Source organism: Flavobacterium sharifuzzamanii, from assembly GCF_003254585.1.
Classification (GTDB): Bacteria; Bacteroidota; Bacteroidia; order Flavobacteriales; family Flavobacteriaceae; genus Flavobacterium; species Flavobacterium sharifuzzamanii.
The window spans coordinates 384,547-404,001 of sequence record NZ_QJGZ01000037.1; the positions used below are offsets into that span (position 1 = coordinate 384,547).

The 19,455-nt window shown below is 32.9% G+C and carries 20 protein-coding genes; 8 read left to right on the forward strand and 12 right to left on the reverse strand.

Features of this window, described 5'->3' with window-relative positions; all coding sequences use genetic code 11:
- Positions 1 to 10: 10 nt before the first annotated feature.
- From cobT to DMA14_RS10380, 3 genes are all read right to left on the reverse strand, one after another.
- A complete protein-coding gene (gene cobT, locus DMA14_RS10370) occupies positions 11 to 1,690 on the reverse strand; it encodes a nicotinate-nucleotide--dimethylbenzimidazole phosphoribosyltransferase (protein WP_111424591.1) in 1,680 nt (559 codons plus the stop codon).
- A gap of 117 nt (positions 1,691 to 1,807) precedes the next feature.
- Positions 1,808 to 2,314, reverse strand: a complete 507-nt coding sequence (cobU, locus tag DMA14_RS10375; protein ID WP_111424592.1) for a bifunctional adenosylcobinamide kinase/adenosylcobinamide-phosphate guanylyltransferase — start codon at positions 2,312 to 2,314, stop codon at positions 1,808 to 1,810.
- 108 nt (positions 2,315 to 2,422) lie between these two features.
- Positions 2,423 to 2,785, reverse strand: coding sequence for a DUF5522 domain-containing protein (locus DMA14_RS10380; RefSeq protein ID WP_111424593.1), 363 nt, complete (start codon positions 2,783 to 2,785; stop codon positions 2,423 to 2,425).
- Positions 2,786 to 2,879: 94 nt separating this feature from the next.
- Here DMA14_RS10380 and DMA14_RS10385 point away from each other — a divergent pair, with 94 nt between their 5' ends.
- The 4 genes from DMA14_RS10385 to DMA14_RS10400 all read left to right on the forward strand — a co-directional run bounded on the left by DMA14_RS10385 (position 2,880) and on the right by DMA14_RS10400 (position 6,490).
- Positions 2,880 to 4,022: an ABC transporter substrate-binding protein gene (locus DMA14_RS10385; RefSeq protein ID WP_111424594.1), complete on the forward strand. Its 1,143-nt coding sequence runs from the start codon at positions 2,880 to 2,882 to the stop codon at positions 4,020 to 4,022.
- Position 4,023: 1 nt separating this feature from the next.
- A complete protein-coding gene (locus tag DMA14_RS10390; RefSeq protein ID WP_394336012.1) occupies positions 4,024 to 5,049 on the forward strand; it encodes a FecCD family ABC transporter permease in 1,026 nt (341 codons plus the stop codon).
- A gap of 145 nt (positions 5,050 to 5,194) precedes the next feature.
- Positions 5,195 to 5,608 (forward strand): GxxExxY protein, encoded by a 414-nt coding sequence (locus DMA14_RS10395; protein ID WP_111424595.1) that lies wholly within the window; start codon positions 5,195 to 5,197, stop codon positions 5,606 to 5,608.
- Positions 5,609 to 5,713: 105 nt separating this feature from the next.
- Positions 5,714 to 6,490, forward strand: coding sequence for an ABC transporter ATP-binding protein (locus DMA14_RS10400; protein ID WP_162536286.1), 777 nt, complete (start codon positions 5,714 to 5,716; stop codon positions 6,488 to 6,490).
- Here the strand turns inward: DMA14_RS10400 and DMA14_RS10405 are convergent.
- The 4 genes from DMA14_RS10405 to DMA14_RS10420 all read right to left on the reverse strand — a co-directional run bounded on the left by DMA14_RS10405 (position 6,487) and on the right by DMA14_RS10420 (position 8,327).
- Positions 6,487 to 6,969 carry a hypothetical protein gene (locus DMA14_RS10405; RefSeq protein ID WP_111424597.1) on the reverse strand — a complete coding sequence of 161 codons (483 nt, stop codon included), beginning with the start codon at positions 6,967 to 6,969 and terminating at the stop codon, positions 6,487 to 6,489. The genes DMA14_RS10400 and DMA14_RS10405 overlap by 4 nt on opposite strands.
- A 1-nt stretch (position 6,970) precedes the next feature.
- Positions 6,971 to 7,426 carry a tRNA (cytidine(34)-2'-O)-methyltransferase gene (locus tag DMA14_RS10410; RefSeq protein ID WP_111424598.1) on the reverse strand — a complete coding sequence of 152 codons (456 nt, stop codon included), beginning with the start codon at positions 7,424 to 7,426 and terminating at the stop codon, positions 6,971 to 6,973.
- 75 nt (positions 7,427 to 7,501) lie between these two features.
- Complete coding sequence (locus DMA14_RS10415; protein WP_111424599.1) at positions 7,502 to 8,074, reverse strand: pseudouridine synthase; 573 nt, start codon at positions 8,072 to 8,074, stop codon at positions 7,502 to 7,504.
- Between the two features lie 43 nt (positions 8,075 to 8,117).
- The gene (locus tag DMA14_RS10420; protein WP_111424668.1) at positions 8,118 to 8,327 is read right to left on the reverse strand and encodes a hypothetical protein; all 210 of its coding nucleotides are present in this window, start codon (positions 8,325 to 8,327) and stop codon (positions 8,118 to 8,120) included.
- A gap of 148 nt (positions 8,328 to 8,475) precedes the next feature.
- On the opposite strand from DMA14_RS10420, the gene DMA14_RS10425 reads away from it, so the two are divergent.
- The 3 genes from DMA14_RS10425 (at position 8,476) to DMA14_RS10435 (ending at position 13,502) form a co-directional block, all read left to right on the forward strand.
- A complete protein-coding gene (locus tag DMA14_RS10425) occupies positions 8,476 to 8,850 on the forward strand; it encodes a hypothetical protein (RefSeq protein WP_111424669.1) in 375 nt (124 codons plus the stop codon).
- Positions 8,851 to 9,004: 154 nt separating this feature from the next.
- Positions 9,005 to 9,757, forward strand: a complete 753-nt coding sequence (locus DMA14_RS10430) for an SDR family NAD(P)-dependent oxidoreductase (protein ID WP_111424600.1) — start codon at positions 9,005 to 9,007, stop codon at positions 9,755 to 9,757.
- 310 nt (positions 9,758 to 10,067) lie between these two features.
- Positions 10,068 to 13,502 carry a T9SS-dependent choice-of-anchor J family protein gene (locus tag DMA14_RS10435; RefSeq protein WP_111424601.1) on the forward strand — a complete coding sequence of 1,145 codons (3,435 nt, stop codon included), beginning with the start codon at positions 10,068 to 10,070 and terminating at the stop codon, positions 13,500 to 13,502.
- 49 nt (positions 13,503 to 13,551) lie between these two features.
- Here the strand turns inward: DMA14_RS10435 and DMA14_RS10440 are convergent, their stop codons facing one another.
- From DMA14_RS10440 to DMA14_RS10460, 5 genes are read right to left on the reverse strand one after another with little or no spacing between them, the layout of a single operon-like run.
- Positions 13,552 to 14,061, reverse strand: a complete 510-nt coding sequence (locus tag DMA14_RS10440; RefSeq protein ID WP_111424602.1) for a MepB family protein — start codon at positions 14,059 to 14,061, stop codon at positions 13,552 to 13,554.
- Between the two features lie 45 nt (positions 14,062 to 14,106).
- Entirely contained in the window at positions 14,107 to 15,864 is a 1,758-nt protein-coding gene (locus DMA14_RS10445) for a hypothetical protein (RefSeq protein WP_111424603.1), read from the reverse strand.
- A complete protein-coding gene (locus DMA14_RS10450) occupies positions 15,861 to 16,412 on the reverse strand; it encodes an RNA polymerase sigma factor (protein WP_111424604.1) in 552 nt (183 codons plus the stop codon). The genes DMA14_RS10445 and DMA14_RS10450 overlap by 4 nt, the downstream gene beginning before the upstream one ends.
- 52 nt (positions 16,413 to 16,464) lie before the next feature.
- Positions 16,465 to 16,863, reverse strand: coding sequence for a hypothetical protein (locus DMA14_RS10455; RefSeq protein WP_111424605.1), 399 nt, complete (start codon positions 16,861 to 16,863; stop codon positions 16,465 to 16,467).
- Positions 16,864 to 16,873: 10 nt separating this feature from the next.
- Positions 16,874 to 17,749: a protease complex subunit PrcB family protein gene (locus tag DMA14_RS10460; RefSeq protein WP_111424670.1), complete on the reverse strand. Its 876-nt coding sequence runs from the start codon at positions 17,747 to 17,749 to the stop codon at positions 16,874 to 16,876.
- A gap of 185 nt (positions 17,750 to 17,934) precedes the next feature.
- Between DMA14_RS10460 and rmuC the strand changes: the two genes are divergently transcribed.
- On the forward strand, positions 17,935 to 19,308 hold the full coding sequence (rmuC, locus tag DMA14_RS10465; RefSeq protein ID WP_111424606.1) for a DNA recombination protein RmuC: 1,374 nt from the start codon (positions 17,935 to 17,937) through the stop codon (positions 19,306 to 19,308).
- Positions 19,309 to 19,455 lie beyond the last annotated feature (147 nt).

The window sequence follows — 19,455 nt, forward strand, 5'->3', positions numbered from 1 at the left end:
TAAAAGAAAGTTATTTCTTACTTATTCCCGCGCTTTCAAAACTAGCCATTTCATTCAAAAAAGCTTCAGCCGATTTTAGAATTGGAAATGCTACAGCACAGCCAGTTCCTTCACCTAAACGCAAATCAAGATTTAAAATAGGTTTTGCTTCTAAATAATTTAGCAATTCTGAATGTGCTTTTTCAGCAGAGCAATGACAGAAAACAGCATTTTGTTTGATGTTCGGATTTATTTTAAAGGCTATTAAGTAAGCAACAGTACAAATAAAACCGTCAACAAGAATTAGCATTTTATTTTCAAAAGCAGCCAGCATTCCGCCAGCCATTTGAAGAATTTCGAAACCTCCAAAATAGGAGAGTTGCGACATTAGTTCTGCTTGACCAGAATAACTTTCAATTGCTTTTTTTAGTAAATTTTGTTTTAGAAGTAGTTTTTCGTTTTCAACTCCGGTTCCTTTTCCAACACAATCTTCAATAGGAAAACCTGTTAAAATACTCATTAAAACAGAAGCGGTAGAAGTATTTCCAATTCCCATTTCGCCAAAACCAATACAGTTCGAGCCAGATTTTGCGATATTTTCAGCAATCGATTTTCCTTTCTCAAAACATAATTGGACTTCAGATTCGCTCATTGCAGGAACGTGAAGAAAAGACTGAGTTCCTTTGGCAATTTTTGCATCGATTAATTTTGCATTGGTTGGAAAATCATAATTAACGCCAGAATCTACAATTGATAATTTGATATTATTCTGATTGCAGAAAACGTTTATGGCTGCGCCGCCATCGAGAAAATTGTTGACCATTTGTCGCGTGACATCTTGCGGATAATCGCTTACGCCATGATTAGCAATTCCGTGATCTGCAGCAAAAACTACAATATTAGGTTTTTCAATTTTCGGATTCAAAGTTTCAAAAACCGTTGCCATTTGGAAAGCCAAAGATTCTAATGTTCCCAAAGAACCAACAGGTTTTGTTTTAGAATCTATTTTGTCTTGTAAAAGAGTATAAAAATCGGATTTATCTTGGATTTTCTTTTTTGATTGTGAATCGAAAGAAGAAACATTTATTTGATGAATTTCTTTGATTTCAGTGCAAATAGGAGCTTCTGATTTTTGTTTCCAATGCAATTGCTGCAGCATTGGCTGATTATTATAATTGGTTGCTGGTTTTCCGATGCAGAAATAGCCAAGCGGTTCTATATTTTCGGGTAAATCAAGGATTTTTTTAAACTGATAATAATTGAGAATCGAAACCCAACCCATGCCGTAACCTTGTTCTGTAAGCGAAAGCCAGATATTCTGCGCCGCGCAAACCGAACTGAATTTCACAGCCTCGTTACTGCCAATTGTCCCAATCGTAAATTGATTTAAGACAGAACGGTCATAAGCAATTATAAGTCCGATTGGAGCTTCTTCGATTGCTTCGAGTTTAAGAGATTTGTAAAGTTCTTTCTGTTCTGGATTATCAGTAAGTTCTTCGGCTTTTTTATTGTAATCTAAAAACAGCTTTTTAATAGACGTTTTAACCTCTTGAGATTTAATGAGATAATATCTAGTAGCATCGGTCAGTCCCACAGACGGAGCCCAATGTCCAGCTTGTAAAGCTTTCTCGATTACGTAATCAGGAACTTCGTCGGCTGTAAAATGTCGTGTGTCGCGGCGTGATTTTAATATATCTTCTAAATTACTCATGCCATAAAATTACAATTTTTAAATCCCAAATTCCAAGATCAAACTCTAAAAAAGAAAATTCCAAATTCCAAAACTCAGTATGTTTTTGGAATTTAGAATTTCTAATTTGTTTTTTTTTTATTTGATTTTAACTGGAATTCCAGAAACCATCAATACTACTTCATCGGCATTTGCGGCAAGAAATTGATTCATCCAGCCTTGAAGCTCAACAAATTTTCTTCCAATATGAGTTTCTGCATGAACCCCCATACCAATTTCATTTGTCACAATAATGATATTAGCATTTTCGTGTTTTGCAATGGCAAGAAATTCTTTTTTAGATTCTTCAAGGCTTAATGCGACATCATTTTTAGTATCGATAAAAAAATTAGTCAGCCAGAGTGTTATACAATCAATTAGGGCAGTTTTTCCAGAAAAATCAATTTCACTTAAATATTTCTCTTTTTCAATATTCGTCCAATGTTCGTCCCGTTCCTGCTGATGGCGATCAATTCGATTTTGAAAGTCAGCATCCCATTTTCGGGCAGTTGCTACATATATAGGAGAGTTGGAAAGTTCTAAAGCAAGTTTCTGTGCATAACCACTTTTTCCAGAACGTTCGCCACCAGTTACTAAGTAGATCATTTTTATTAATTATAAGTTTTGAATTATGAATTATGAGTTTTGTTTGGCAATTTATAAATTAAATTACGAGCTACTCACTCATAACTCATAATTTATAACTCATAACTCCTAATACGGGCAATGTCGACAATTATTTCCGCAACAGGTTCCTCTTTTTAGATGAAACCAAGCTTTAAAGACATAATTGCCATTTTCGATATAATAATCAATACCTTCAATTAAATTATCGGTTTTGGGTAATTGCATAGCTTTATTATTAAGTGCCTTTTTTGGAGATAAGGTTTCGATGTAAGCGTCAATTTTATCTTCGCAAGCTTCTTTAAAACATACAGGGCAAAGGCAGTCACCTCCGTCGGCAAGATTGAAAATAGGAGGGTAATCATTACACCAGCACTTATTTTCAGATGAAATGTCTCCGCATGAAAAAGCGGCTTCACAACTGGAGCAAATTTTTGTTTTTGGTGCACTCATTAAATAAAAGGCTATTTGTTTAAATTTGTACAAATAAAGGTAAACAAAAAAAATAGAAATTGATTTACCTTTGTTGCCATACAAAACATAAAATATGAAATATTTTTTCCATAAATTATCAGTCGTTTTTTTACTTTTTATAGTAGTTGGCTGTAAAAAAAATGAAACACAAACTCCTGTAAAATCTATCACTGCTAAAGAAAGCATCGAATTTGCATCGGGACTTTCAATTATAAAAAACGAAGGCTATTCAATTGTAAATGTGGTGAATCCGTGGCCAAATGCTAAGGGGAAATTCACTTATATTTTAGAGGAAAAAGACTCGCAAATTCCAGACAGTTTAAAAAAATATCCCTCAATAAAAGTTCCATTAGAAAGTGTTGTTGTAACTTCAACAACAAATATTCCTTTTTTAGAAATGCTGGAAGTTGAGAATAAATTGGTCGGATTTCCTCATACCGATTATATTTCTTCAGAAAAAACTAGAGCATTAATTGACAAAGGTTCTGTGAAAAACGTTGGACAAAATGAAAAATTGAACATTGAACAATTAATAGAATTGTCACCAGACTTGATCGTTACGTTTGGTGTTGACAATAATAATCCGATGTTGGATAATTTGAAAAAAAGCGGTTTAAAAGTTCTTATTCAAGGCGATTGGATGGAACAGTCTCCGCTAGGAAAAGCAGAATGGATTAAACTTTATGGTGCTTTATTCGGGAAAGAAGAAAAAGCAAAAGAGCTCTTTGATAAAATCGTTGAAAGTTATAATCAAGCAAAAAAACTAGTAACGGATAAACCTGCAACTTCAAAAGTTTTATATGGTTCTATGTACGAAGATGTTTGGTATGTTGCCAAGGGAAATAGTTGGGTAGCGCAGTTTATGAAAGATGCAAAATCTAATTATTTATGGGCTGACTTGCAAGGAACTGGAAGTGAAGGATTGTCTTTTGAAAAAGTCTTGGATAAAGCGAAAACGGCTAATGTCTGGATTGCTTCTGGATCTTTCAAAAGTTTAGATGAATTGCAAAAAGCAAATCCACATTATTCAGAATTTGATGCTTTCAAAAATAAAACGGTATATAATTTTGAAGGAAAAATGGGAGCAACAGGGGGAACGGTTTATTATGAACTCGCACCAAGCCGTCCCGATTTAGTTTTAAAAGATTATATCAAGATTTTTCATCCTGATTTATTGGCAGGCTATGAATTTACTTTTGCATCAAAACTGAATTAAATTGGCTAATAAAAAAAGAAATACCATTTTATTTGTCGTTTTGGCTTTAGGACTGTTGCTAATGTTTTTTGCGAGCATTAGTTTAGGATCAGTTACAATTCCTCTAAAAGATGTGGTGGCAAGTTTAACAGGAGGTCAGGCAACAAAATCGACTTGGGAATATATTATTATTAATTACCGTCTTCCTAAAACCATCACCGCGGTTTTAGCAGGAACAGGACTTTCAATGAGCGGACTATTGATGCAAACTCTGTTTCGAAACCCACTTGCTGAGCCTTATGTTTTAGGTTTAAGTTCTGGTGCTAGCTTAGGTGTTGCTTTTGTAATTTTGGGAGCAGGATTTCTGCCTTCATTTTTAAGTGTAATTGCATTGTCTTCTTACGCAATCGTTTTGGCATCTACTTTAGGAAGCACCTTGGTTCTTTTCTTGGTTTTAATTGTTTCGCAAAAACTACGAAATACAATGGCAATCTTGATCGTGGGATTGATGTTTGGAAGTTTTAGTACGGCAATCGTAAGTATTCTGACTTACTTTAGCACGGCTGAACAGCTTCAGAAATTTACTTTTTGGACAATGGGAAACCTCGGAAATCTTTCATGGGCAAACATTGGAATTTTAACTTTCTGTGTTGGAATCGGGTTACTTTTGAGTGCTAAAAGTATCAAACCGTTAAACGCCTTGCTGCTTGGAGAAAATTATGCCAAAAGCATGGGATTGAATTTTAAACAGGCTAGATTAATAATTATATTGGCAACCAGTTTATTATCTGGGGCGATCACTGCATTTGTAGGGCCAATTGCTTTTGTTGGTTTAGCAGTGCCTCATATTGCAAAGCTGACTTTTCATACAAGCAATCATACTATTTTATTTTGGAGTACTTTATTTTTTGGTTCGATAATAATGCTGTTTTGTGATATTGTTTCACAAATGCCTGGTTATGATGTCACGCTTCCAATAAATGCAGTTACGTCTATTATTGGTGCACCGGTTGTTATTTGGCTGGTAATGAGAAAAAGAAATTTTTAAGTAAAGTATTACAAAAAAAGCAATATCTTAGTTTTTTAAACACATAGATACATAGTTTTAATAGCCGATTAAAGGCGTTTCACTTTTTGCAACAATCATAGTTTTGCAAGAAAATATAAGACGATGTTCTACTTATAAAAAGACTATGATTACCCAAAAATATTTAGATGAATTAACTTATAATGTTATCGGAGCATGTATTGAGGTGCATAAGGAAATTGGAAAAGGGTTACTTGAAAATGTTTATCATCAATGTTTGAAAGAAGAACTTAGATGTCGAAATATAATTTTTGTTTCCGAAATGAAAGTTCCTCTAATTTACAAAGGCAAAGAAATAAACGCAGATTTCAAATGTGATTTATTAGTAGAGAATTGTTTAGTTGTAGAATTAAAAGCAACATCAGAATTAAATCCTATATATGAAGCGCAATTAATGACTTATATGAAACTTTTGAAAGCGCCTAAAGGCATTTTGATTAATTTTAATTGTTTTAATATTTTTAAAGAAGGTCAAAAGACATTTGTAAATGAATATTTCAAATTGTTGCCAAAGTTTTAAGCTCAAAGTCTATGTGTTAATTTACTAGTAAATTTTCAAATAACCTTTTAAATAAAAAAAAAACAGAAATCTATGTTTCTATGTGTTTAAATAACAACCACAATGATTAGAAGTATTTTAAAGACATCAAATTTAAACATTGGATACAAATCCAAGAAAGGTGTTACGACTATTGCTGAGAATCTTAATCTTAATCTTGAAGCGGGTAAATTAATTACTTTAATAGGAGCAAACGGAATTGGAAAGTCAACTTTACTGCGAACGATCACGGGAATTCAGAAACCTTTGTCGGGAAATGTTTATTTGAACGAAAGAAAAATTTCAGATTATCAGCCTTTAGAACTGGCACAAAATCTCAGTTTGGTTTTGACAGAAAAATTGCCACCAAGTAATCTTTCTGTATTTGAATTAGTGGCTTTAGGTCGACAGCCATACACGAATTGGGTTGATAAAATGTCTGACGAAGATGTTCTAAAAGTTCAGGAGGCAATGAATTTGACGCAAATCGAACATTTAGCTTCAAAAAAACATTTTCAAATTAGCGACGGGCAATTACAAAAAGTTTTAATTGCACGAGCTTTGGCACAAGATACGCCATTAATTATTCTAGACGAACCAACAACGCATCTTGATTTATTGCATAAAGTTTCATTGTTCAAATTATTAAAGAAACTAACACAAGAAACTCAAAAATGCATCTTGTTTTCGACACATGATATTGATTTGGCTATTCAGTTAAGTGATGAAATGATTCTGATGACGCCAGAAAGCATAGTTCAAGATCAGCCTTGTAATTTAATTTCGAATGGAAGTTTCAGCAATTTGTTCAAAGATGAACATATTATTTTTGATGCTGAAAAAGGGAAGTTTATTGTAACTTAAGTTATGCTATTTTCTTTCTTAAATCTATTTCGTTGAACATTCAATACAATACTTAATTCGCTTACATCTGTACTTAATTCATTAAGATTGAATTTCATTATTTGACCAGGATCAATGATATAATAAATGAAATAATCTGTAGTGTCATCTTTATAGCCATTATGTTCTGAAAAAGCTCTTTCGTTTTCGATATTATTCCACGGAATTAAAAGATTATCTCTATACTGAATTCCTTTAGAATTAATTCTAAATTGAATTTCATCGATTCTTTTTACAGATTTAATAAGTAGAGGAATTTGAAAAATAAAAAGGAACAATAATGCAGAAAATACAAAAAGTTGGTTTTGCATATAAAAATAAATAGAACCTGTAAAAGCTCCAATTACTAGGACTGCTCTCACAAGAATTTTCCCCCTCGTGTGATAAATTAAGAATTCTTTAGAATAGCTGAGATTATTTTCATCAATGAGCGGTCTCATCTTATTTCTTTGAACTAATTTGTCTCTTAGCCTCTCCAACCACAAAAGCAACCGAATTAGCAATATTAAAGCTGCGAATAAGCGGTGACATCGGAATAGTTAAATGATTTTCGAATCTTGCCATAAATTCTTTACTCAAACCAACGCTTTCTTTACCGAAAACAAGCCAGTCACCATCTTGAAATTCGTTTTCTAAATAAGATTTATCAGAATGCGAACTCATCAAAAAAACACGAGAATGATCTGGAATCTGTGCAATCCATTCTTCTACATTTTGATATTCCGTAACATCAAGATGAACCCAATAATCCAATCCCGAACGTTTTAGATTTTTGTCATTAATCACAAATCCGAAAGGATGAATTAAATGAAGACGGCTTTCTGTGCCAACACACAATCTGCCAATATTTCCGGTATTATTTGGTATTTCTGGTTCTACAAGAACAACGTTTAACATCTTTTTTAAGTTATGAATTATGAGTTATGAGTTATAAGTTATGAGTTTCTGGAAATTATCTAATTGTCACATTATCTAATTATCTAATTGAAAATCGGAAACTTCCAAAACTTCACCTGCTTTTAGGTTTTGCAAATATACATTTCCTATTCGAACGCGAACAAGACGCAAGGTTGGAAAACCAACTGCAGCAGTCATTTTTCTGACTTGACGAAATTTTCCTTCTCTTACTGTGATGGATGCCCAAGAAGTCGGGCCATGACGTTCGTCTCTTATTTTTTTGGCTCTCGCTCCAAAATCTGGAATTTCGGTAACAATAGATGCTTTGCAGCGTTTCGTTTTGTATTTTCCGCCGTGAAGCCCAATTTCGACACCATTTTGTAATTGTTCAATTGCTTCTGGCGTAATTAATCCGTCAACCTGAACGTAATATTCTTTTTCAACCTTTTTACTTCTTACGAGTTCGCTCATGTTTCCGTCAGTAGTCAAAAGAAGCAAACCTTCAGAATCTTCGTCCAATCTTCCAATTGCCATTGTTCCATTTGGAAAATCGTACAATTCGCCCAAAAGCTTTTTCTTTCTTTTTAATTCGTAAATAAATTGGCTTAAATAGCCGTAAGGTTTAAAAAGAATGAAGTGTCGATGCATTTTTAATTTTTTGCAAAGATAGTCTCTTTCTTAAAACTAAAACTTATAACTGTTTTTCAGATTTCATTTTTTTCAACCATTGGTAAACAAACCAAATCGCAGTTATGACAAAAATGATTATTAAAACAGGATAATAATTTTCGAAAAAAGCATGAAAATAAGTTCCAACAAAAATATAAGCAGAAGCCATGCAAAGTTTGATTAAGATAAATTCAGAATTGGACCAGCTGGTTTTGATTTTAAAGAAATTCATAATAATTAAGGTTGTTAAGTTGCTTTGAATAAAGGTAATAAATAAAAAATCAGATGGCAATTATAAAAGAAAAGCAATGCGAAGTCATAATTTTTTCGCAGTTAGAATTCGTAATATTATAAAGTTGAATGTAAAAAATAATAATGCCATGGAAACGAATAATTTAGGAACAAAAAAGATAAACGGAACGCAGAAGAATATCGACGAATCTAAAGGAAAAAACGTTTCGCACGATAAAGAGCTAAAAGATGCAAAAATGAATAAAGAATTGGTAACAGACGCAGACGGAGATAAAAAGATTGTGGAGAGAGCTCGAAACGAGAATGAAGATATTAATAAAGCACTTCATCAAATAAATCCTGATAATCCTAATGCGAGCCGCGGAGTTGAAACGGAAGAAGAGGCAAATAAAACAGTTGAGAACAAAGATCGTAATTCTGATATAACACCAAATCGGTATTCAAATTCAAATCCAGAAAGTCATAAAGATCGCGGAAACATGAAATTAGATGAAGATGAATAAGATGCTACGAAATTTTAAATAAAAACAAGTCAATTTAATGCTAAATAACATAAGATTAGCGGTTGGCGTTAATGTTATTGTAAACTCATTTTAAAGTTTTTCTAACGGTTGAGATCTTCGTAAATTAGAGGAATCAATTTAAAATATATACAAAATGGCACTTTTAGAAAATAAAGTAGCTTTTGTATCTGGCGGAGGATCTGGAATCGGACGCGCAGTGGCAAAAGCATACGCTCGAGAAGGAGCAAAAGTAGTAGTAGCTGATATAAATGTAGAACATGGTGAAGAAACCGTAAAAATGATAAAGGAAAAAGGCGGTGAAGCTTTTTTCATAAAAGGAGATTCGTCGAGTGCAGCCGACAATAAACATATGGTTGAGGTGACAGTTTCTAAATACGGCCGATTGGATATTGCCTGTAATAATGCAGGAATGGGCGGGCCGGCAAAACCAACTGGAGAATATGAACCAGAAGCTTGGGATAAAGTTATTGCGCTGAATTTAAGCGGTGTTTTTTACGCCTGCCGTTACCAATTGGAGCAAATGGAGAAAAATGGGGGAGGAAGCATTGTAAATATTGCTTCAATTCACGGACAGGTAGCCGCGCCAAATAGTGTTGCATATACAGCGAGTAAACATGGTGTGGTTGGTTTGACTAAAAATATTGCGGTAGAGTATGCACAGAAAAATATTCGTTGTAATGCCGTAGGACCGGGTTATATCGAAACAGCACTTTTAAAAGATAATTTAAATAAAGAAATGATGCAGGCCGTTGCAGCAAAATCTGCAATGAACCGTTTAGGAACCGCAGAAGAAGTTGCTGAATTGGTAGTTTTTCTAAATTCTGATAAATCATCATTTACTACAGGAAGCTATATTATTGCCGACGGTGGTTATACCGCGGTTTAATATTTTTTTAGAGAATACTATTTTGAATTAGTAAAAAGCAGTAAGCGAAAGTTCGCTGCTTTTTTTGTTTTTAAATCTGTTTTATTTGTAGGAAACCTAGCGTTTTCGGGGTTTTCGTATGTTTTAGTTGTTTTGAGGAATGTTTTGTTTTGAGCCTTTTTTATTAGTTTTATTTTATTACATTTAGCATTGTGTTAAGTTTTGATGAAAAATATGTAGAAAAATATAAACATTAAGTTTATGTTTTTGTAATATTCGCTTAACTTTAAAGACTATAAATTTGAACTCTAAAAACTCTATTTTTTAACGTATGAAAAAACTTTACTTTTTGCGCCTTTTGGCTCTTTTATGTTTTTTTAGTTGCATTTCTGGAAGTCTTTTTGCCCAGACAATGCCAACGCCCCAAACATTACCTGTCAATCAAAAATTTATTGGATTCGCTGCAAACTCTACTACTTATCCGGCTGGTTTTCAAGGTTGGTTGGTAAGTTCAAGCCAAAATACATCAACTTACAGTACAGCATTATCTGGCGATAGGGCTTTAATAGCTAGCAGTACGGCATTAACTACTAGCGGAAATATCCATAATTTTGATGGTAAAATTGGTTTTTTAAATACTACTAGTGCAGATTTTGCAATTGGCTTTGCGTTTTCGAGCACTGGTATTACAGGTGTTAGAGTTGAATACGATGCTATGGTTATAAGAAATCCTTATGATGGAACAGCCAATTATCGTCTTCAAGAAATGGCTTTACAGTATCGAGTTGGAGTTAGCGGACCTTTTATCACTTTACCTTCAACAGCTTATATTAATAATAGTACAACACCACAACTTACAGCAGTTACTAATCCGTTGGATAATACTGTTAAAAGAATTGGTGTTACATTACCAAGTGAGTGCGATAACCAAGCAGTGGTTCAAATAAGATGGATTGCAAGATTAGCTTCAGGAACTTCGGGTTCTCGCCAATCTTATGCAATAGATAATATTACTATTGAAAAAGATATACTAGCTCCAGTTAATAGTTCAGGTTATCCAAAAGCGGCTAATGTTTTAGGATTAAGTTTCGATTTTATTAATAAAATAAATGAAATAGGAAAAACATACTATGTTTTACTTCCAGGAGGCAGTGCAGAACCAACAGTTGCACAAATAAAAGCAGGACAAGATTCAAATGGAACTGCAGCGTTACAATCAGGAATTTTTGACGTTACAAATTCTGATCTGGAATATGTAAAAAGTTTTACAGGATTGCCTTTAAGCACTGCATATTCTGTTTTTTCTATCTCAGAAGACGTTGTTGGAAATGTTCAAGCATCGGTTAATAAAGTAGATGTTACTACATTAAATGTAATGCCTCCTGCAATTTCTACATCAATTAGCGCATTAAATTTAGGTGGTACTGAACCCAATTTTGATCCTTTAACAAAAAGCTATCAGATTGGAGCTTCAGATCTTACAGCAAATGTAGTAGTTACTGCGTCAGGGAATTTTACTATTTCAAAAGATAATGTAGCATTCTCAACATCTTTGACATTTGTCCCTACTGATTTTGATTCTAATGTAACACCAACAGTGTATGTTAAATTTACTCCAACTTCAGTTGGCAGTTTTACAGGTGCAATAACTCATGAAACGACAGGAGGTGTAACGAAGATAGTTAATTTAACAGCTCTTGGAGTAAACCCTTTTGTACAAAATTTTGATGATCCAAATGTTTTTGCAAATAGTAAATGGTCACAATATAATGAGGCTGGACCAATAAACAAATGGGCTTATACTAATCAGTCACGTAATGTTAACTCTGGAACTGGAGCTGTTTTAATGAACGGGTATTCAGATTCTGGAGCAAGTAAAGATTGGCTAATTTCTCCAAGACTACGTTTAGATGGTTTTACTCAAATTCCGTTATTATCTTTTTATTCTCGTCAATTTTATGATGGGCCATCTTTAAAATTAATGGTTTCAACCAATTATGATGGAGTAAGTGACCCAAATACAGCAACATGGACACCACTTGATGGTAAATTTCCTGGAAATACGGGTACTTATGCAAAATCTGAATTTATAAATTTAACAGCTTATAAAACAGATCATACCTATTTGGCTTGGGTTTACGAAACTACTTCTGGCGGACTTGATAATGCAGCAGAATGGTCTTTTGATGACTTTGCTATCATTGATGAATCAAAATATGTGGATTCTAATCCGCGTTTAGATTTTGCAGATGTAAGTCCAAATACGGTTTCTTCAAGTCAGTCTTTTGTTTTTAATGCGGCTGGTTATGGAGATATCACTATTGCTGCTCCGGCTTCTTACGAATTATCATTAGATAATATTTCATTTGGATCAAGCATTACAGTTGCTGCTGCAGATGCTGAAGCAGGAAAAACTGTTTATGCAAGATTTGTACCAACAGCGAAAGAACCAACAATTTCTGGAGCATTAAAGATTACAGGAACATCACTAAACAAGCAAATTGGCTTATTTACAGGATCATCTATTCTAAAGGTAGATACTTTTGATATAGTAACTTATAACTTAGAGTTTTTTGGAACTGATGTTAAAGATAAAACTGGTAAAGAATTTGGACCAACAAATGATGCGTTGCAAATAGAAAACGTGGCCAAAGTAATGAACAAATTAAACGCAGATGTTTATGTAGTTCAGGAAGTTTCTGATGATCCGTCAATTGATGCTTTAATTCAGAAAATTAATATCAATGGAAAAACATTTGATAAAGTAGTTTCAACTTCTTGGTCTTATTCATTTCAGGCTCTAGACCCATATTTCCCGCCTCAAAAATTAGTAGTGCTTTATAATACGCAAACTATAACTGTAAAAAGTACAAAAGTATTGTTTAAAGATTTGTACGATCAAATTCGCTTAAACACTGTGGTTTTACCAGGTTATCCGGGAACAGATACTCCACAAGAAAACGATGATAGTTTTTTCTCATCAGGGCGTCTTCCTTTTTTGGTTCAAGTTGAAGCTAATATTGGTGGAATTAAAAAAGAAATTAACTTAATTGATCTTCATGCCCGTGCGAATAGCGGAACTGATATTTCAAAATACAATCAACGCAAGTATGATATTGACTATTTAAAAGATGCGCTAGATGCTGAATATCCAGATGCGAATTTAATTCTTTTAGGAGATTTTAATGATGATGTAAAAGCTTGGGTTGGAAATGCAAGTACAGCTTCTTCTTATAAGAAATTTGTAGATGATACTACTAATTATAATGCTTTAACATTAGGAATTAGTCAGGATGGAGCTTATAGTTTTTTAAGTTCGGGAGGATTTTTAGATCATATCTTAATTTCTAATGAATTGAATGATGATTATATCACAAACTCAATTGCAGTTTACGATCCAAGAAATGATATTGCAAATTATACCACAACAACATCAGATCACGGACCAGTAATTGCTCGTTTTGAATTAAAGCAAGATGTGCTTTCTACACCAGATTTTGGAAAAAACAAATATTTTGTAAAAGCTTATCCAAACCCTGCTACAGACGTTTTAAATTTTGATGTAAAAACAACGCAAGGAAGAGATTTAAAAATCAGATTATACGATTTTAATGGTCGTGCTATTGGAAATCCAATCAGTGTTAAAAATGAATCTGAAGTTAGTACAGCAGTTGTTGCTGTTGGGAATCTAGTTTCTGGAGTTTATTTCTACACGGTTACAGAAAATAATAAAGTGATTTTTAAAGATAAAGTCATCAAGAAGTAAAAATCTTCTATAAAAATAGAAAAGGCAGTCATTTTAAGACTGCCTTTTTTTATATAAATACTTTTTTCAATTCTTCTAAATCAATATTACTTTGATCTGAAAAGTTAAAGAAATAATCCAATTGCCATTTTTGTGTTTTCTGAGCCTGTTTACTTGTAGTTTCATCCCAAGGCGGATAAACTCTTGTAGCTCTTATTCCTTCTTTATTTTGAGTAGAAAAAATGCCTTTTTCAAGTAACGTTTTCTTCGGAAAAATAAATTGTCCCCAATTTTGATCTTTTCGAACAGTCACAATTACAAAATCAATAGTATCCAAATAATCAAAAGGTTCAATTATACCTGATTGGTTTCGTTTCCATAATGTGACGAACTGTCCCGTTTTGGTTGGGGTAATTTTTGCCTCTCTATAACAAATGTTTTGGCTGTCTAACTGAAAACGAAATGCACTGTATTCTTCACTTTCGCTTTCCTTTTCTAAAGAAGTCATCTGCAAATCTGCTCTGTCAAAAATACTTTCTTTGCTCAGTACTAAATCAGGTGAGCCAATAGTAAAATTCATAAAAATTTATTTTAAAAATAGTTTGAAAATTACTACAATTTTACTTTAGAAATTAACATTCAGTCCAAAATTTAATCCCCATTGGAACTGGTTGAAAGACTGGCTATTTAACGGATTGATATAATAATTCACAGCAGGTTCAACAAAAACATTGGTCTTTTTGTACACACGATATTGCACCGTACTGCTCAAAGTAGAACCATAAACATAATCATTGGCATTCATATTCTCTCCAATCGAATGTCCGTCTAGAGCCACATTATTAGAAATTAATTTACCAACAAAACCACCAGTATTTAAGTTAATGCTCGCTTTATTTTTATTGAAAACAGAATAAGAAACCTCAAGAGGCATTTCTACATATCTTAAATTTTGATCTAATTTACCAGTTTGCACGTTTTCATTTTTCAAAGCTTCTTTTGTGCTATTTGAAATAAAAAGATAACCTTGGCTTGTCGGGTCTGCTGAAACAACGGGACTGTTATTGCTATCGGCATTTAGAGTGCCAGGATTAAAAAAAGCATTGCTTTTGGCGCTTAAATACGATACATTGGCAACACTCTGTCCTAATTCACTAATTTTTAATCCAGAACCAACAGCCCATTTTTTGTTAATGCTGTATTTTGTTTTTACACCATAAGAATTAGACTGTTTAGAATCGTTTACGTTACCCAATGTTTTTTCGTTCTTAGTATTTTCAGAACTTGCAACACCTGCAAAAACGGCAACTGCCCATCTTTCTTTTTTGTTGATCAGATTGTCTTTTTTCTCCTTTTCTTCTTTTTCCTTTTCTGGAGCTAAAATTCCTTTTTCTAAATTTTGAAGTTCAGCCAGCTGCATAGATTCTGTTTTGCTCAAACTGTTGGTGATTTTTAGATCGTCTTTAATAATAACCGCTTTGTCAGTTCGCTTAGTATCATTTTTACCCGAAACGGCATTGTTTGAATTATAGGTATTACCATTTGCAAAAGAGCTATTATTTGTAGAATAGCGCTGATTATTGAAGGCAAGATTTTTATTGTTTTTCGCAGCAATTTGTTCTTCAAAAATAGAATTTGAAAGTTGTTTTTTTGCATTCGAATTAAACTTGCTTTGTTTTCCAAATGCAATTCGTTCTTCAGAAATTCCTTTGTTTGAAGATTTTACATTATTTCCTAAAATAGATTTTTTAGAAGATTTTACAATTGATTTTTCTTCTGAGCCAGAGTTTTGGTATGCAACAGATTGGTTTGGAACATTTGCTGAAACAACTGCACTAGATTTTTTAGAAGATTTTACAATTGCTTTTTCTTCTGAGCCAGAGTTTTGATATGCAACAGATTGGTTCGGAGCATTTGCTGGAACTGCTATTTTAGATTTAGAATCTTTTTTACTGGTTTTGTTCTTAGAGCTTGTTTCTGCTACAGAAGTCTCTTGAGACTGAATTTGTGAGTCAGTATTGAATTGATTCTTTGCAGCATTTTCATGTAATGAATCTATCGTTTTGCCAGTATTCTTATTTTTATTTAAATCTTTATTATTATGAATTTCATTTTTTTCTTTGTCAATAACAACGCTGTTTGTGTTGTTTTCTAAATTGCCATTGTTAAGGTTTATATTTTCAGATGAATTAGTAAAATGTAAAATTGAAGGCAGAAGCAACCCTAATAATAAGCATGCAGCAGCCGACCACCAAAGAACAACTCTCTTCTTCTTTTTAGGTTTATCTAATTTTTCTTCAATCTGACTCCATAATTCTGGAGGCGGAACACTCGAAAAGTCTTCCATTGATGAAAAAATATCTTCTATTTTTTGCTTCTTCATGCTATCTTAAAATTTTTTATGCTCAAAATTCGCTTTTGTAATATGTGTTTGGCGCGATTTAAATTTGATTTTGATGTCCCTTCGGAGATTTTTAGTAGTTCGGCAATTTCTCTGTGTTTCATTTTTTCGAACACATACAAGTTAAAAACCGTTCGATATTGATCTGGTAAATCCCGAATGTACTCCAGCAGTTTTTCCTGTTCTATCGGAATAGCTTCCAGTTCTTCTTCTTCAATAAAATCTGTATCGGGATCAAAAACATCTAAAAAGAAACTCTCTTTTTTCTTTTTGTTTAAAGTTTCGATGAGCTTATTGATGAAGATTCTTTTTAACCATCCCTCAAAGCTTCCTTCAAATTTATATTGGCTTATTTTCTGAAAGGCAATTACAAATGCTTCCTGAAAAACGTCTTTCGCGTCATCTTCATTCTTCATATATTTCAAACAAATACCATATAAAACAGGAGAGAACAACTGATAAATTTTCAGCTGTCCCTCTCTGTCATTTTTAATGCACAGTTTGATATATTTTTCTAACTCGTCTTTCAAAGAAATGGTTCAAATTTGATTTGGCAAAAATAGTTTTAAATAGCTTACAAAACTATCTTTTAAAAATAGTTCGAGTACCATCTTGACTATTGCTTACAATGGTTAGGTTTTGATTGTCAAGGTTTTCTATTACATAAGTTTTTCCTTCAAACGTAATTAGATCATGTTCTGACTGATCAAAATATCCCTTTCCTTTTTCTATCTGATAAGTACTGTTTCTAATTTCTACATTGTTTTTATAAGTAATAACCCTTCCGTCTGGGGTGAAAATAATTTTCTTAGTAAATCCAATTGTTTTTGGCGTAGCTACATAAGGATTGTTTGAACCTCCGATAGATTTTTCCCAAGTCCAAGTATTTACTATTGATCCTGCTGCTTCTTTAGAATCATTAATAGAAATCATTGATGTAAAAAGAAAACAGATAATAAAAGATAAAAAGAGTTTCTTCATGACCGAATTATTATTTTAAACTTGTAATTTTTTCTTGAATCGCTTTTTTGAAAAGTTTTATTTCAGTGCTTTGATCTGCAGTATCGTTATTGTCGATGTAAACTTTTGTAGTGCTTGCTCCTTGACGAAGTTCAAAATAAATTCCGCCTTGATCTGCAGCATCTGGAGAACCATAAGTTTTAGTTTGTCCTTTTAAAGCTAAAATTTCAGCAGGAACACTTTTTAATAATAGAGCATATTCGCCTCTCTTAATTGTTGGAGTATATCTATATTGTCCAAAATCATATTGATTAGCACCAACGTTTAAGAATTTTAAAGTATTATAATCGTTAATCTGATAGAATTTTTGGCAGTCAGAACTTAAACATTTGTTATTGAAACTTCCAATAATCATATTGTCTGGACTTTCTGTTGTTTTATTGAAAATCATTCCTTTTGATGTTTTCGGAATCAAAACAAAATCATAAGGATAAGTAGGAGCTTGGGTTACGTTTTCGCCTTCAGCAGGAGCTTTTTCGTAGTAATTAACAACGATCTCGCAATTGTTTTCTATAATAGAAGTAATTTTGATGGCATATCCGCTTGTAGGTTTAGCGCCTGCAAAAATTCCAACAAGATATTCTTTTGTAAAATCAATATTAGGGTCACTTGCAACTGGACAGTTGTTATCATGTTTTGTAAAAAACTCATCCATTTTTTCTTGAGATACAATAACAGCCGCAGCAGGATTATTAGGCATTGACTTTACACTATAATTACATGCGAAAGGAAAACCAGTAAAATTTACAACTGTATTAGCTCCACAATCTACATATTTATTTCCGTCATTGAGAGAACAAGCACTGAATCCAAAGGCTACAAACAAGCCAAGCATTAATTTTTTCATAATCATTTTAATAGGTTTATATCTTAGTAGATAATGGTTTTGAAAAAAGGTTGCGTTGAGGTTTAATTTTTTTTGAAAAATAAAATGTTGGTTTAGTTGGATTTGAAAATGAATTAGTGAAATTTCTATTTTAAAAACTAAGCACTACGTATTATTGCGTACTTTTACGTAAAATTAACTTAGTTATGACTGATTATATACCGTTTTTGTTAGGCTTTGTTGTGGCGCTTTTTGCAGGAATCTACGTAGGTAGAATGCTTTCTGCATCAAAATTTCAGTCAGAAAAAGCTATTTCTGAAGAGAGATTAAATGCGTTAAATAGTCAATTGCAAATGTTAAAAGAGCAGTTTGAAAGTGAAAAGAATAATTTTCAGAAACAATTGCAGTTTAGTATTTCTGAAAAAGAAAACATTCGAACAGAAAAAGACAGTTTGGCTATTCAGCTTTCTAAAAAAGAGGTCGATTTTGAAAATTTGTGGGAACGTCATAAAGAACAAAAAAGTGAAATTAATGAACTGCAGGAAAAATTTACCAAAGAGTTTGAAAATCTTGCCAACAAAATCTTAGAAGAAAAATCGGCAAAGTTTACCGAGCAAAATACCGTAAACATGAAAAATATCCTAACGCCTTTGCAGGATAAAATTCATGTTTTTGAGCAGAAAGTAGAACAGACCCACAAAGAAAGCATCGATTATCATGCGGCGCTTCGTCAGCAGATAATTGGCTTGAGCGAAATGAATGCGCAAATGAGCAAAGAAACCTTAAATCTTACCAAAGCGTTAAAAGGTGATAGCAAAATGCAAGGGAATTGGGGCGAATTGGTTCTGGAACGCGTTCTGGAAAAATCGGGATTAGAAAAAGGAAGAGAATACGAAGTACAGCAGAGTTTTACAAATAGTGAAGGAAATCGTGTTTTACCAGATGTTGTAATTAATCTTCCTGACGGTAAAAAAATGATTGTTGATTCAAAAGTTTCGCTTGCCGCTTATGAAAAATGGGTAAATGAAGAATCAGAACTTTTAAAAATAGAATTTCTTAAAGAACATGTGATTTCCATAAAAAGACATGTCGAGCAGTTGGGCAGCAAAAACTATCATGACTTATACCAAATGGAAAGCCCAGATTTTGTTTTGCTTTTTATTCCGATGGAGCCAGCTTTTGCCGTTGCCTTAAACGAAGATCCTACATTGTATACCAAAGCTTTTGATAGGAATATTGTTATTGTAACGCCAAGCACGCTTTTGGCCACTTTACGTACTATTGATAGTATGTGGACAAATCAGAAACAGCAGGAAAATGCCTTAGAAATTGCAAGACAGGCAGGGGCTTTGTATGACAAATTTGAAGGTTTTGTAACCGATTTAGTCCGAATTGGAAATAAAATAAAAGATACCAAAACTGAATATGAAAGTGCAATGAATAAATTGGTTGACGGAAAAGGAAACCTGATTTCTAGTGTAGAAAGATTAAAGAAAATGGGTGCAAAAGCCAAGAAATCCCTTCCAGATAATATTATTGCACGAGCTATAAATTCAGATGAAAATGAGTTATTAAATTAAGAAAAATATTTAAACACATAGAAACATAGAAATTAAGATTGGGAAAAAGGCGTTTCACTTACATATATACACATAGCTATGTGTTAGAAACTAGTTTCTTTCTTTTAATCTTTTTTATAAAATTAAAATCCTATGTTTCTATGTGTT

What these genes read in the sequence shown, in the direction of transcription:
- cobT (WP_111424591.1), bottom strand. Translation starts at nt 1,690, where the DNA reads ATGAGTAATTTAGAAGATATATTAAAATCACGCCGCGACACACGACAT.
- cobU (WP_111424592.1), bottom strand. Translation starts at nt 2,314, where the DNA reads ATGATCTACTTAGTAACTGGTGGCGAACGTTCTGGAAAAAGTGGTTAT.
- DMA14_RS10380 (WP_111424593.1), bottom strand. Translation starts at nt 2,785, where the DNA reads ATGAGTGCACCAAAAACAAAAATTTGCTCCAGTTGTGAAGCCGCTTTT.
- DMA14_RS10385 (WP_111424594.1), top strand. Translation starts at nt 2,880, where the DNA reads ATGAAATATTTTTTCCATAAATTATCAGTCGTTTTTTTACTTTTTATA.
- DMA14_RS10395 (WP_111424595.1), top strand. Translation starts at nt 5,195, where the DNA reads ATGATTACCCAAAAATATTTAGATGAATTAACTTATAATGTTATCGGA.
- DMA14_RS10405 (WP_111424597.1), bottom strand. Translation starts at nt 6,969, where the DNA reads ATGAGACCGCTCATTGATGAAAATAATCTCAGCTATTCTAAAGAATTC.
- DMA14_RS10410 (WP_111424598.1), bottom strand. Translation starts at nt 7,426, where the DNA reads ATGTTAAACGTTGTTCTTGTAGAACCAGAAATACCAAATAATACCGGA.
- DMA14_RS10415 (WP_111424599.1), bottom strand. Translation starts at nt 8,074, where the DNA reads ATGCATCGACACTTCATTCTTTTTAAACCTTACGGCTATTTAAGCCAA.
- DMA14_RS10420 (WP_111424668.1), bottom strand. Translation starts at nt 8,327, where the DNA reads ATGAATTTCTTTAAAATCAAAACCAGCTGGTCCAATTCTGAATTTATC.
- DMA14_RS10425 (WP_111424669.1), top strand. Translation starts at nt 8,476, where the DNA reads ATGGAAACGAATAATTTAGGAACAAAAAAGATAAACGGAACGCAGAAG.
- DMA14_RS10430 (WP_111424600.1), top strand. Translation starts at nt 9,005, where the DNA reads ATGGCACTTTTAGAAAATAAAGTAGCTTTTGTATCTGGCGGAGGATCT.
- DMA14_RS10435 (WP_111424601.1), top strand. Translation starts at nt 10,068, where the DNA reads ATGAAAAAACTTTACTTTTTGCGCCTTTTGGCTCTTTTATGTTTTTTT.
- DMA14_RS10440 (WP_111424602.1), bottom strand. Translation starts at nt 14,061, where the DNA reads ATGAATTTTACTATTGGCTCACCTGATTTAGTACTGAGCAAAGAAAGT.
- DMA14_RS10445 (WP_111424603.1), bottom strand. Translation starts at nt 15,864, where the DNA reads ATGAAGAAGCAAAAAATAGAAGATATTTTTTCATCAATGGAAGACTTT.
- DMA14_RS10455 (WP_111424605.1), bottom strand. Translation starts at nt 16,863, where the DNA reads ATGAAGAAACTCTTTTTATCTTTTATTATCTGTTTTCTTTTTACATCA.
- DMA14_RS10460 (WP_111424670.1), bottom strand. Translation starts at nt 17,749, where the DNA reads ATGAAAAAATTAATGCTTGGCTTGTTTGTAGCCTTTGGATTCAGTGCT.
- rmuC (WP_111424606.1), top strand. Translation starts at nt 17,935, where the DNA reads ATGACTGATTATATACCGTTTTTGTTAGGCTTTGTTGTGGCGCTTTTT.